The sequence below is a fragment of the Novosphingobium fluoreni genome (assembly GCF_014196615.1).
Lineage (GTDB): Bacteria > Pseudomonadota > Alphaproteobacteria > Sphingomonadales > Sphingomonadaceae > Novosphingobium > Novosphingobium fluoreni.
In genome coordinates, this window is record NZ_JACIDY010000003.1 from 131789 (window position 1) to 145200 (window position 13412).

Annotated in this window: 11 protein-coding genes; 6 read left to right on the plus strand and 5 right to left on the minus strand. The window is 64.8% G+C overall.

Going from position 1 to position 13412, the window contains the following annotated elements; genetic code table 11:
- Window positions 1–67: 67 nt before the first annotated feature.
- Together dprA and plsY are read right to left on the minus strand one after the other, a co-directional pair.
- The gene (gene dprA / locus GGR39_RS07780) at window positions 68–1180 is read right to left on the minus strand and encodes a DNA-processing protein DprA (RefSeq protein WP_183616618.1); all 1113 of its coding nucleotides are present in this window, start codon (window positions 1178–1180) and stop codon (window positions 68–70) included.
- Entirely contained in the window at window positions 1177–1761 is a 585-nt protein-coding gene (gene plsY, locus GGR39_RS07785) for a glycerol-3-phosphate 1-O-acyltransferase PlsY (protein WP_183616619.1), read from the minus strand. The genes dprA and plsY overlap by 4 nt, the downstream gene beginning before the upstream one ends.
- Window positions 1762–1867: 106 nt before the next feature.
- Between plsY and murI the strand changes: the two genes are divergently transcribed.
- Genes murI through hemA form a run of 3 tightly spaced genes read left to right on the plus strand, consistent with a single transcriptional unit; the run spans window position 1868 to window position 4811 of the window.
- Window positions 1868–2674, plus strand: a complete 807-nt coding sequence (murI, locus tag GGR39_RS07790) for a glutamate racemase (protein ID WP_183616620.1) — start codon at window positions 1868–1870, stop codon at window positions 2672–2674.
- Window positions 2671–3600: a hypothetical protein gene (locus GGR39_RS07795; RefSeq protein ID WP_183616621.1), complete on the plus strand. Its 930-nt coding sequence runs from the start codon at window positions 2671–2673 to the stop codon at window positions 3598–3600. The genes murI and GGR39_RS07795 overlap by 4 nt, the downstream gene beginning before the upstream one ends.
- Window positions 3597–4811 (plus strand): 5-aminolevulinate synthase, encoded by a 1215-nt coding sequence (gene hemA, locus GGR39_RS07800; RefSeq protein ID WP_183616852.1) that lies wholly within the window; start codon window positions 3597–3599, stop codon window positions 4809–4811. Before GGR39_RS07795 ends, hemA begins: the two co-directional genes overlap by 4 nt.
- A 383-nt stretch (window positions 4812–5194) precedes the next feature.
- On the opposite strand, the gene greA is transcribed toward hemA, so the two are convergent.
- From greA to carA, 3 genes are all read right to left on the minus strand, one after another.
- Window positions 5195–5671, minus strand: a complete 477-nt coding sequence (gene greA, locus GGR39_RS07805; RefSeq protein WP_058736942.1) for a transcription elongation factor GreA — start codon at window positions 5669–5671, stop codon at window positions 5195–5197.
- 144 nt (window positions 5672–5815) lie between these two features.
- Window positions 5816–9139 (minus strand): carbamoyl-phosphate synthase large subunit, encoded by a 3324-nt coding sequence (gene carB / locus GGR39_RS07810; protein ID WP_183616622.1) that lies wholly within the window; start codon window positions 9137–9139, stop codon window positions 5816–5818.
- 57 nt (window positions 9140–9196) lie between these two features.
- Window positions 9197–10378 carry a glutamine-hydrolyzing carbamoyl-phosphate synthase small subunit gene (gene carA / locus GGR39_RS07815; RefSeq protein ID WP_183616623.1) on the minus strand — a complete coding sequence of 394 codons (1182 nt, stop codon included), beginning with the start codon at window positions 10376–10378 and terminating at the stop codon, window positions 9197–9199.
- 159 nt (window positions 10379–10537) lie between these two features.
- Between carA and GGR39_RS07820 the strand changes: the two genes are divergently transcribed.
- Genes GGR39_RS07820 through dnaG form a run of 3 tightly spaced genes read left to right on the plus strand, consistent with a single transcriptional unit; the run spans window position 10538 to window position 13385 of the window.
- Entirely contained in the window at window positions 10538–10990 is a 453-nt protein-coding gene (locus GGR39_RS07820) for a GatB/YqeY domain-containing protein (protein ID WP_183616624.1), read from the plus strand.
- Entirely contained in the window at window positions 10966–11529 is a 564-nt protein-coding gene (locus GGR39_RS07825; protein ID WP_343055826.1) for an endonuclease domain-containing protein, read from the plus strand. Before GGR39_RS07820 ends, GGR39_RS07825 begins: the two co-directional genes overlap by 25 nt.
- The gene (gene dnaG / locus GGR39_RS07830; protein ID WP_183616626.1) at window positions 11523–13385 is read left to right on the plus strand and encodes a DNA primase; all 1863 of its coding nucleotides are present in this window, start codon (window positions 11523–11525) and stop codon (window positions 13383–13385) included. Before GGR39_RS07825 ends, dnaG begins: the two co-directional genes overlap by 7 nt.
- Window positions 13386–13412 lie beyond the last annotated feature (27 nt).

Genomic DNA, 13412 nt, shown 5'->3' on the forward strand with positions numbered 1-13412 from the left:
CACGGCCTATTCCCAGGCGTGCTGCCGAGTTTTCCATCAAAGCCCCCTACTCGCAATCTTCGCGTAATCACGCCGAGAGACTGACCCTCCCGCCGGCGTGCCGCATCAGCCTGCCCGCGATCTCCAGTTCGAGCAAGGACAGTTGCACCGCGGACGCACTGCCGCCTGACTGGCGGATCAATTCGTCCACGCCGATCGGCGCGAGTGTGAGCAGCTTGGCCACATCGCACGGACCATCGTCATGCGGAACGAGAACCGGGGCGGTGATCCAGCCTGGCTGAGTCTCTCGAAAGGAAGAGCGCGGTGTGCCGTCAAAGCCGGAGAGCAATTCCACCACATCTTCGGGCCGCTGCACCAGCACCGCACCGTCCCGGATCAGCTGATTGCAGCCGTGCGACCGGGTATCGAGCGGGGAGCCTGGGATCGCCATCACTTCCCGCCCGAATTCCCCCGCTAGCCGCGCCGTGATGAGCGAGCCGGAGCGCGGCGCGGCTTCCACCACCACCGTCCCGGCGGCCAGCCCGGCGATGATGCGGTTACGCGTGGGGAAGTGGCGAGCAAGCGGTTCGGTGCGCGGCGGCTGTTCGGCGATCAGCAGGCCTTCCCGCGCCACCTGCTCCTGTAGGTCCGCATGTTCGGGCGGGTAAGCGATATCGATGCCGCTGGCGATCACGCCGATCGTGGCGCCGTTCCCCGCAGCCAGAGCGCCGCCATGGGCCGCGCCGTCGATGCCACGCGCCAGGCCAGAAACGATCGTGAAGCCCGCCTCTGCCAGAGCGAGCGAGAAATCGCGGGCCAGCTTCACCGCCGCACCGGAGGCGTTGCGCGCCCCCACGATCGCGACGCAAGGCCCCGCCGCACGCGCCGGATCACCTCGAACTGTCAGGATCGGCGGCGCGCCTTCGCTCTGTGCCAGCAATTCGGGATAATCCGGCGAATCATGAAATAGATAGCGCGCACCGGCTTTGCGCACGGCGCTGATTTCCGCGGTGATGCGCTCTTCCGGGGCAGCATGATACGTCTTGCCGCCGCGTCCCGCTATGTCCGGCAAAGCCTCCAGCGCGGCGATGGCGGTGCCGAACCGGCCAAGAAGCTGCCCGTAGCTGACCGGGCCGATATTGGGCGATCGCAACAGACGGATGCGGGCGAACGCCTCATCGCGTGAAAGCGGCTCGCTCACGCTTTGGAACTACCGATGCGTGGCTCCGTTCCGGAGCGCAGGCGTGCGATGTTCGCCCGGTGCATCCAGACCACCAGCACGGCAAGGATCGCCAGCGCAGGCGCATAGGCCGGATAGCCCAGCACCAGGGCTGCAATCGGTGCGCCCACGGCGGCGCTCATCCCGCCGACCGAGGAGACGCGCGTGATCGCCAGCATCCCTAGCCACAGGCCCGCGTAGACAAGCCCGATCGGCCAGGCGAGCCCGAAGCTGACGCCCGCCAGCGTCGCCACGCCCTTCCCGCCGCGAAAGCCCAGCCAGGCCGGAAAGCAATGGCCCACGACCGCCGCGACCGCCGCGAACGGCTCCGCTCCGGGCCAGATGCTGCGCGCCAGCAGGACCGCGACAAGCCCTTTGGCCAGATCAAGCAGCAACGTGGTTGCCGCCAGGCCCTTACGCCCGGTGCGCAGCACATTGGTGGCGCCGATGTTGCCCGAACCGATGCTGCGCAAGTCGCCCGCGCCGGTCAGCCGCGTCAGCAGCAGGCCGAAGGGAATCGAGCCGAGCAGGTAACCAAGGGCGATAGCTAGAATCTGCGTCATGCGCGTCTCTTAGCTTCTCCCCCCGCGCTTGGCGAAGCCTTGTTGGCCAAGCCGCCGCCGCGCGGCTAACAGTCGCGTCGACTCCTGCGCGAAAGGCCCCTCCAAAGTGGATGAACCCCTCGACCCGTCGGCACCGATCCTGCTGTTCGATTCGGGCGTCGGCGGGCTCACCGTGCTGGACGAAGTGCGCAAGCTGCTGCCGCAAGCGCCGATCGTCTACCTCGCTGACACCGCCGGCCTGCCTTATGGCACAAAGACCGAGGCGCAGATCGCAGCGCGCGTCGCCGGGTTGCTGGGCCGCGTGACCGAGCGGTTGAAGCCGCGCCTCGTCTGCATCGCCTGCAATACCGCCTCCACCATCGCGCTGGGCATGGTGAGGGAGGTGCTGGAAGTGCCGATCGTGGGGACCGTGCCGGCGATCAAGCCCGCCGCCGCCATGACCAGCACCGGCGTGATCGGCCTGTTGGGCACCGAGGCCACGATCCGCCAGGCCTATGTCAATCGCCTGGAGGCCGAGTTCGCCAAGGGCAAGCAGCTCCTCCGTCACGGCGCCCCCGGACTGGTGGAAGCGGCGGAGGCCAAGCTGCATGGCCGCGCGCCCGACCCGGCCGCGATCACCCATGCAGTGGACCACCTGCGCGCCATGCCGGGCGGCGATGCGATCGACACCGTCGTCCTGGCCTGCACGCATTTCCCTCTGCTGGAGCAGGAATTGTCGCAAGCCTTCGGGCCCGGCGTCGCCTTTGTCCACGGCGCGCAAGGGATCGCCCGCCAAGTCGCCAGGCTGCTGAAAGGTCAGGAATTTAGTCGCATACGCCCGGATTACGCGCTAACCACAGGTGACGAAACGATGACACGAGCGCACGAGGAGGCGCTGGCTCGCTTCGGACTGGAGGGGGGCCGCAAGGTTTGACGCGCAAGCTGAATGTGGTGCTGATGGCGCTACTGCTGCTGGCAGGTGCGCCGTTCGCCTGGTTCCTGCTGGACGCCAGCGCCGCACATGGAGAGGCCAAGCCCCTCACCATCAAGCAGCTCCGCCGACTTTCCGCCAGCGACCCTCACGCAGGAACGGCCACGCCCGTAGCGATCCGGTACGAGGTGGTGGCCCGCAAACATATCGTCAGCGATCTGCTGGCCGCAGGCTCCGGGTTGAAGCCCCATGTTTTCGCATTGCTGGCCTATCAAGTGCTGTTCGATGATGGCAGCACCGTCACTCTCGATCGTGGCCTGACTCGCGGACAGGCGAAGGAATACGGTTTCAGCCATTTCGATATCGCCGCGCAGACCCGCGTGGAGCGAGCCCTTGCCGCATCTGCGCTGGACTTGAGGCTGACCGGGCAGGCTCCCCCTCACGCCGCGCTGGAATCGGCAGCGCCCTACGCCGCCAGTGCGGGCATCGTCGTGATCCCCACGCCCGGCGTCAACTTGGGCGCGCGCATGATCTACGTTCATCTTGCCGATGGGCGCGAAGTGCTGTTCGCAGGCGATATCGCGCCGATTCCCGATTCCTGGACGCAGCAGCGGCCCCCGGCTCGACTCGCCACGGCGCATCTCTACAAGGCCAATCGTGATGAGATCGCCGGCTGGCTGGGAACGATCGCGGCATTGCGCGCCGCCGCCCCCGCGCTCCACATCGTCGCGGGCCATGACATGGCCGTGCCCCGGCTGATCGAACCTGGCTTTATCGACACATCCGGGCACAGCCATCGGCCAGGGCGATCAATGGCCCGGTCGTGGGAAATGCCGCCTATAAGCAACTGGCAATGCAGGTTAGGATGCGGTAAGGCGCGGGCCATTGAGGCTGCCGGTGGCGCCCCGTGGAGCGGATCGACTTCGTGAACTACGACCAGATTTTCGACCAGGCTATCGAGCGTCTTCATTCAGAAGGCCGCTACCGGGTGTTCATCGACATCCTGCGCAACAAGGGTGCGTTTCCCAACGCACGCTGCTTCGCCGGACACAACGGCCCCAAGCCGATCACGGTATGGTGCTCCAACGATTATCTGACGATGGGCCAGCACCCCAAGGTGGTGGCCGCCATGGAAGAGGCACTGCACGATGTGGGCGCAGGCTCTGGCGGCACGCGCAACATCGGTGGCAACACGCATTACCATATCCAGCTGGAACAGGAGCTGGCCGATCTTCACGGCAAGGAAGCTGCGCTGCTGTTCACCAGCGGATACGTTTCCAACGACGCGACGCTCTCAACGCTGGCCAAGCTGCTGCCCGGCTGCGTGATCTTCTCCGACGCGCTGAACCACGCCAGCATGATCGCGGGCATCCGCAATTCCGGCTGCGAGAAGAAGGTGTGGCGGCACAACGATGTCGAGCATCTGGAAGAACTGCTCGCCGCCGCCGATCCCGCCGCGCCCAAGCTGATCGCGTTCGAGAGCGTCTATTCGATGGACGGTGATGTCGCCCCGATCCACGCGATCTGCGACCTGGCGGACAAGTATAACGCCATCACCTATATCGACGAAGTCCACGCTGTCGGCATGTACGGCAAGCGCGGCGGCGGCATCTCCGAGCGTGATGAGGCCGCGGATCGCATCCACATCATTGAGGGAACGCTGGGCAAGGCGTTCGGCGTGATGGGCGGCTATATCGCGGCGGACAAGCGTATCGTCGATTGCATCCGCTCCTATGCGCCGGGCTTCATCTTTACGACTTCGCTGTCCCCCGTGCTGGCGGCAGGCGTGCTGGCTTCCGTGCGTCACCTCAAGTCTTCTAACGAAGAGCGTGAGGGCCAGCAGCGCGCCGCAGCGATGCTGAAGTCGCTGTTCCGGGAAGCTGGCCTGCCGGTGATGGACTCGGTCACGCATATCGTGCCGCTGATGGTGGGCGATCCGGTGAAGGCCAAGAAGATCAGCGATATCCTGCTGGCGGAATACGGCGCCTATGTGCAGCCGATCAACTTCCCCACCGTGCCGCGCGGTACGGAGCGGTTGCGCTTCACGCCCGGCCCTGGCCACACCGACGCCATGATGCGTGAACTGACCGATGCACTGGCGGAAATCTGGGACCGCCTGGAGATGCGCCAAGCAGCCTGAGGGTGCGGGGAATGCTTCGGCTTCCCTCCACCTCGTCCGTCTTGCGAACGCGGGAAGCCGTATTCGCTAACCGGCCACCGGAAGTCCGCCCCATCCGCAAGAACCTGGAGTATCCGAGCGTCGGATGAGCCGCCCCTCGGATGTCGGGTCACGCCTTCGCGAGATTTTCGGAAGTGGGGTTCTGTACGTTTGCGTGTGAAACGCGGGCAACCGTGAGCGCAATTACCTGCGACTTCAGCCGATCCCGAACTGACCAACCGACCCCACCCGCTCGTGTCGAGCAAAGCCCAAACCCGGTCACCAGCAACACCGGCGCTAAATCTTTGTGGTACTCGCCGATGTCGGCGATAGCCGCCTACTCCCATGAGTAAGCGGCCCTGCCCTCAGATGAATTCGATCTTCTCAACCACGAAGAACTTGTCGCCCGCAGGCACGGTCACTTCGATCTCATCATCGACCTTGCGGCCGATCAGGGCCTTGCCCAGCGGCGAGTTGTAGCTGATGCGGCCAGCCTTGGCGTCGGCTTCATACGTGCCCACGATCTGATACTTCACCGGCTTGTCATCATCATCCAGCAGCGTCACCGTGGCGCCAAAGATGATCTTGTCACCCGAAAGGGTCGCGGGATCGATGATCTGCGCGCGGCTGATCCTGTCTTCCAGATCGGAAATCGACGCTTCGACCTGGCCCTGGCGTTCCTTGGCCGCATGATATTCTGCGTTCTCGGACAAATCGCCGTGCGCGCGTGCCTCCTCGATCGCGTCAACGATCCGTGGGCGTTCGTCACGCAGGGCCTTGAGATCGGCGGTCATCCGCTCGTAGCCTTCCGCGAGCATCGGCAACTTCTCGACACTGGCCATGTGCTTCGCTTTCGTCCTTATGATGCGCCCGGCGAGGCGCTTATGAGCTAACCGCGCCGGAACCTAGCCCCGTTATATAAGCAATTGGCCCGCTCCTCAAAGGCGCGGGCCGATCGTCTATAATGTAGGGAGGCGCGAAAAGTTTCAGCTATAATAGTCTTGCAACGAACGCACTTCAAGCGGCGCGCCGCGCATCGCCGCGATCGCCTGCGCCGCCGCGCGGCTTGCCGCGGCCGTCGTGAAGTACGGGACCTTGCCGGCCAGCGCGGATTTGCGGATCGACTGTGAGTCCTGCAGGCTTTGCCAGCCCTCGGTCGTATTAAAGATCAGCGCGATTTCGCCGTCGACGATCTTGTCGACGATGTGCGGACGGCCTTCCGCCACCTTGTTCACCAGTTCCACCGGCAGCCCGGCATCGGCGAGGTAACGCTGCGTGCCCGATGTGGCGATGATGCGGAAGCCCATCGCCACCAGTTCCTGCACCGCCGGCAGGATTACCGGCTTGTCACTGCCCTTGACCGACACGAATACCGTGCCGCTCTCAGGCAGCTTCATTCCCGCACCCAGCTGGGCCTTGAGGAAGGCGGTGGCGAAATCGGCATCGATGCCCATCACTTCGCCGGTGGACTTCATCTCGGGGCTCAGCACCGGATCGACGCCTGGAAAGCGATTGAACGGAAACACCGCCTCCTTCACCGCCATGTACGGCAGATCGCGCTTGAACGGCGGGAACGTGCTGAGCTTTTCGCCCGCCATCACCCGCGCGGCGATCTTGGCCACCGGCTGGCCGATCGCCTTGGCGACGAACGGCACCGTGCGGCTGGCGCGCGGGTTCACCTCGATCAGGAAAACCTCGCCGTCCTTGACCGCGAACTGGATGTTCATCAGGCCACGCACACCCAGACGCATCGCCAGCAGCTCCGCCTGGCGCTCCATCTCGGCGATGATTTCGGGCGATAGGCTGTAGGGCGGCAGGGTACAGGCGCTGTCGCCCGAGTGGATGCCCGCTTCCTCGATGTGCTGCATCACGCCCGCGACGACGACCTGCTCGCCATCACACAGCGCATCCACGTCGCACTCGATCGCATCGCGCAAGTACTGGTCGATCAGCACGGGGCTGTCTCCGGAAACCTGCACGGCGGTGGTGATGTAGTTGTCCAGCTGCTGCTCGCTGTCGACGATCTCCATCGCGCGGCCACCCAGCACGTAGCTGGGGCGCATCAGCACGGGGTAGCCGATGCGATTGGCCACGGCGACTGCCTCGTCCCGGCTGCGGGCGATGCCGTTCGCAGGCTGCTTGAGGCCCAGCTTGGTGACCATGGCGGCGAAGCGCTCGCGATCCTCGGCGAGGTCGATGGCATCGGGCGAGGTGCCCAGGATCGGAATACCCGCATCTTCCAGCGCTTGCGCCAGCTTGAGCGGGGTCTGCCCGCCGAACTGCACGATCACGCCGACCAGTTCGCCCGACTGCTGTTCCACCCGCAGGATTTCCAGCACGTCCTCCGCGGTAAGCGGCTCGAAATAGAGGCGGTCGGACGTGTCGTAGTCGGTGGAGACGGTCTCGGGGTTGCAGTTGACCATGATGGTCTCGAACCCGGCCTCGGCCAGCGCGAAGCAGGCGTGGACGCAGCAATAGTCGAACTCGATGCCCTGGCCGATGCGGTTGGGGCCGCCACCCAGGATCACGATCTTGCGCCGGTCGGACGGCATTGCCTCGTCCTCAGGCTCTCCGAAGATCGGGGCCTCATAGGTCGAGTACATGTAAGGCGTGATCGCCTCGAACTCGGCGGCGCAGCTGTCGATGCGCTTGAAGACGGGCAGCACGCCCAGCTTGTGGCGCAGCTTGCGCACTTCCTCTTCGCTGGTGGCACCGGCCATCGCGCGCAACGCATCGTGCAGCAGGCCCGAACGGCGCGCCTGGGTTTCAGCCAGGCCGCCCGCCACGCCAACCGAGCGCACGGCCAGGTTCGCCAGGCGCTTGTCGGAAAAGCCCATCGCCTTCACCCGCCGCAGCCCTTCGGCATCGATCGGCAGGCCATCGGCGGTGATCTTCGCCTCTTCGGCCACGATCTCTTCGATGTGGCGCAGGAACCAGCGGTCGTAATGCGTGATCGCGTGGATCTCTTCGACGCTCAGTCCTTCGCGCATCGCCTGTGCGACGACGAGCAGACGGTCCGGCGTCGCCTTGGCGAGCGCGGCGGTGATCACGTCCCTGGCCGCGCCTTCCAGCGCCGGCACCCGGTTGAAACCGTCAAGGCCCGTCTCCAGCCCGCGCAGGGCCTTCTGCATCGATTCCTTGATGTTGCGCCCGATCGCCATGACCTCGCCCACCGATTTCATCGCGGTGGTGAGAAGCGGATCGGCGCCCTTGAACTTCTCGAACGCGAAACGCGGGATCTTGGTGACAACGTAGTCAATCGTCGGTTCGAAACTCGCCGGGGTCGCGCCGGTGATCTCGTTCATGATCTCGTCGAGCGTGTAACCGATCGCCAGCTTGGCGGCGACGCGTGCGATCGGGAAGCCGGTCGCCTTCGAAGCCAGCGCCGACGAGCGCGAGACGCGCGGGTTCATCTCGATGACGATCAGGCGGCCGTCCTTGGGGTTCACCGCAAACTGCACGTTCGAGCCGCCGGTTTCCACGCCGATCTCGCGCAGCACCGCGATGCTGGCGTTGCGCATGATCTGGTATTCCTTGTCCGTCAGCGTCAGCGCCGGCGCGACGGTGATGGAATCGCCCGTGTGGACGCCCATCGGATCGACGTTCTCGATCGAGCAGATGATGATGCAGTTGTCGTGCCGATCCCGCACGACCTCCATCTCGTACTCCTTCCAGCCGAGCAGCGATTCCTCGATCAGCACCTCGGTGGTTGGAGAGGCATCGAGGCCGCTCTTCACGATCGTCTCGAACTCGGCCTTGTTATAGGCGATGCCGCCGCCGGTGCCGCCCAGCGTGAAGCTGGGGCGGATGATCGCGGGCAAGCCAGTGTGCTCCAGCCCGGCAAGCGCCTCTTCCAGCGTATGCGCGACGACCGAGCGGGCGGATTCCAACCCGATCTTGTCCATCGCCTCGCGGAAGCGCTGGCGATCCTCCGCCTTGTCGATCGCGTCGGCGTTGGCGCCGATCATCTGCACGCCCAGGCGATCGAGCGTACCGTCGTTGAACAGCGCCAGCGCGCAGTTCAGCGCGGTCTGCCCGCCCATCGTCGGCAATAGCGCGTCAGGACGCTCCTTCTCGATGATGCGCGTGACGATCTCGGGCGTGATCGGCTCGACATAAGTGGCGTCGGCCATGTCCGGATCGGTCATGATCGTTGCCGGGTTCGAATTCACCAGAACGACGCGATAGCCCTCCTCGCGCAGCGCCTTGATCGCCTGCGTGCCCGAATAGTCGAACTCGCACGCCTGGCCGATGATGATCGGGCCTGCGCCGATGACGAGGATGGTGGAGATGTCGGTGCGTTTGGGCATGATGGTCAGCCGGCCTTGATGAAGTGGGTCACGATCGAGAGGGTGGGGAAAGGCGGCTCAGGCCGCCTCGGTTCGCTCCATCATCTCGACGAACTGCTTGAACAGATAGAAGCTGTCCTGCGGGCCGGGGCTCGCTTCGGGGTGGTACTGCACGCTGAAGGCGCGCTTGCCGCTGAGGGAGATGCCGCAGTTGGAGCCGTCGAACAGCGAAACGTGCGTCGCCACCACGTCTTCGGGCAGGCTTTCGGTGTCGACCGCGAAGCCGTGGTTCATCGAGGTGATCTCCACCACGGCGTCGGTCAAGCGCTTTACCGGATGGTTCGCGCCGCGATGGCCCTGGTGCATCTTCAGCGTCCTGGCACCTGCCGCCAAAGCGAGAAGCTGGTGGCCCAGGCAAATTCCGAAAACCGGAATGTCGCGCGCCAGCAGTTCCCGGATCACCGGCACCGCATAGATGCCGGTCGCCGCCGGATCGCCGGGGCCGTTGGAAAGGAACACGCCATCGGGCTTCAGCGCCAGGATCGTCTCCAGCGTCGCCTCGGCGGGAACCACCGTCACGCGCGCGCCGGCTTTCACCAGGTTGCGGAAGATGTTGTCCTTCGAACCGAAGTCGATGGCGACGGCGTGCGGACGGGTATCGCGTGAGGAGCGGCCGTAGCCCTGCCCCAGCGTCCAGGTGGAGCCTTCCCACTGCTCTTCGATCTCGCGGCTGACGATCTTGGCCAGGTCCATGCCTTCGAGGCCCGGCCAGTCCTGCGCGCGCTTGATCAGCGCCGGGATATCGAAGCGGCCTTCGGGATCATGGGCGATCACCGCGTTAGGCGCGCCGGACAAACGGATACGCCGCGTGATCGCGCGCGTGTCCACTCCGGCCAGGCCGACCTTGCCCTTGTGCGCCAGCCAATCACCCAGCTCACCGCGCGAGCGGAAGTTGGAGGCCTGCGTCACATCCTCGCGCACGACCATGCCGACCGCACCATCGACCTTGGATTCGTGATCCTCGTCGTTGATGCCGACATTGCCGATGTGCGGAAAGGTGAAGGTGACGATCTGCGCTGCGTAGGAGGGATCGGTCATCACCTCCTGATATCCGGTCATCGAGGTGTTGAAGCACAGCTCCCCCACAGCCTCTCCGACAGCGCCGAAACCTCGGCCCCAGACGACGTGCCCGTCAGCAAGGACGAGAACGCCTGTCGCTCCGTCTGGTTTTGGCGCGTGCGAAGATGCGGCGTCGGCCATGAAGGGTCGCTCCGGTGACAAGTTCTACCAATGGGTGCTAAGGCGCTGCGGCTAGTGGCGGTTCCGCCTGTCGTCAAGGCGCGCGGTGGAAATTGCGCACGAAACGCACTAGTTTCCCGCCATCGATTTCATTCCAGACCTTCAGGAACACGACAGAACATGATCCGCGACACGATCAAGGCCGCCCAGATTTCAAGCATGAAGAGCGGCGACAAGCAACGCCTCGCCGCGGTGCGCCTCATCCTCGCCAAGATAAAGGACCGGGACATCGAACTGCGCACCGGCGCCGCCCCGACCGACGATGACGCGATGGTGATCGAGGTGCTGCAAAAGATGGTCAAGCAGCGGCGCGAATCGATCCAGCTGTTCGAACAAGGCGGTCGGCCGGAAAAAGCCGAGGAAGAAAAGGCGGAACTGGCGGTGATCGAGGATTTCCTGCCCCAGCAGATGTCCGAAGCCGATACCAAGGCCGCGATCGAGGCGATCAAGGCGGAAACCGGCGCGGGCGGCCTGAAGGACATGGGCAAGGTGATGGCCGAACTGAAGGCCCGGCACGGCTCGGTGCTGGATATGGGCAAGGCTAGCGGGTGGGTGAAGGAAGCGTTGGCTTAAAAGAATTTGCGCTGCCCCCGGGGGCCGGTGCACCACAATCTCCCCTCCCGCTTGCGGGAGGGGTCGGGGGAGGGCCTGTTTGCCCAGCGAAAGAGCAGCGGTTGGACTACCAAGACAAAGGCTACTCTCGCCCCACGGCGCGCTCCCGCGAACTTCGCCGTGACGCTACCGAAGCCGAACGCAGGCTCTGGTGCGCGATCAGCGCTCGCAAGCTAGCCGGTGTTCGGTTCAACCGCCAGTTTCCCATCGGTCCTTTCATTTGTGACTTCGTTTCCCGAGAGTACCGGCTGGTGATAGAGGTCGACGGTGGGCACCACGCCCATGCTGTCGATGATGACCAGAAGCGCACCCGCTTTCTTGAACAACAGGGCTATACTGTGATCCGCTTCTGGAATGCCGAGGTCATGGATAGTCTGGACGGAGTACTGAACCGGATTGCGCACGTCTTGTCAGACATGCCCTCCCCCAACCCCTCCCGCTCGCGGGAGGGGAGTTTGTGGGGTCCTAAGGCATCGCGCGGACAGGCCCCTCCATGCTGACCCCCCAATGGCTCGACCAGCTCCGCTCTCGCGTCACGCTCTCCGCCCTTATCGGCCGCACGGTTCGCCTGACCAAGGCGGGCAATGAGTTCAAGGCCTGCTGCCCGTTCCATAACGAGAAGACCCCCAGCTTCCACGTCAACGACGCGAAGGGTTTCTACCACTGCTTCGGCTGCTCGGCGCATGGCGATGCGATTCGCTGGATGACCGATCATCAGGGTCTGGCTTTCATGGATGCGGTGAAGGAACTGGCCGCCGAAGCCGGCATGGACGTGCCCGCGCCTGACCCGCATCAGGCTCGCGCGGCAGAGAAGCGCGATTCTCTGCACGACGTGATGGCCGCCGCGCAGGAGTGGTTCGTCAGCCAGCTGGCCGCGCCCGAAGGTGAGGCGGCGCGCGCCTATCTCGCCACGCGCGGGTTCGATGCGCACACGGTGCAGCGTTTTGGCTTCGGCTTCGCGCCCGAAGGACGCCAAGCGCTGAAAGGTGCGCTCTCGCGCTTTCCCGAGGCGATGCTGATCGAGGCGGGCCTGCGGATCGTCGTGGACGACAAGGACCCGTACGATCGCTTTCGCGGTCGGCTTATGCTGCCGATCGAGGATACGCGCGGCCGCGTGATCGCCTTCGGCGGCCGCATCCTCGCCAAAGGCAAGACGGACGCTCCCAAGTATCTGAACTCGCCCGATACACCGCTGTTCGACAAAGGTCGCACGCTCTACAACCTGCATCGCGCCGCGCCCGCTGCCCGCCAGTCCGGGCGGATGATCGTGGTCGAGGGCTATATGGACGTGATCGCGCTGGCTGCCGCCGGGATCGCCGAATGCGTCGCCCCGCTGGGCACCGCGCTGACCGAGCCCCATATCGAAATGCTGTGGCGCCATGTCGAAACGCCGATCCTGTGCTTTGACGGCGATGCCGCCGGCCAGCGTGCCGCAATGCGGGCGGTCACGCGCGCCCTGCCCCTGCTCCGCCCGGCGCACAGCTTGCGCATCGTCCGTCTGCCCGAGGGGCTCGATCCGGACGATCTGCTGAAGGCCAAGGGCAGGCCCGCGATGGAAGCGATGCTGGAAGACGCGCGCCCGCTGGTCGATGTCCTATGGGAAGCGGAACGCGAATCCACCCCGCTCGATACCCCCGAAGCCAAGGCCGGGCTGAAGGCGCGCCTGCTCGCGCATGTCGAGGCGATCGGCCATCAGGACGTCGCCAGCCTCTACAAGCGCGAACTGATGGACCGCTATTCCGCTTTCGCCTTTCCCCGGCGAGAGGAACGGCCCTTCACTCCGCGTCGCGCCGCACCGAACGGGCGGGGCAATTTCAAACGCGGCGTGTTTGAGGAGCGGCAACCATCAGATCCGCAATCGATTGCCCGGCTCAACCGCGCGATGGACGGTGGCCGCGATGCCCTGTCCGCCGCGATCCTGGCCGGTCTCGTGCGGTGGCCCTCGCAAATCCACCGCCATGCCGAGACGCTGATGTCCACGCATGGCCTCGATCGACGTTTCGCGTTGCTCGTCGATTGCTGTGACTCAACCGATCCGCTTGAAACCGCTGATCTGACTTCCATATTGGTTCGACACGGCCTGGAATTGCCTGGTCCGTCCGCCTGGTCGGGCTTGCGTTTCGGGTTTCTCCAACCTGAAGCGACGGAGGCTCAAGGCGCTTCGGAGCTGGCGCAAGCGATAGAACTCCTGGTCGAACGTCCGGCGTTGGAAGCGGCGCTGGCGAGGGCTACGGCACGGTTTGAAGGTGACTTGTCCGAAGAGGCGTTTGAAGAGCAACAACGATTGCTCAAGAGAAAGCTGGAATTTGACAACCGCCTCAGGCAAATGGCGACCAGACATGCGGCCGGTTCGTAAAATAACGCGGCGGCACGATCACACGGC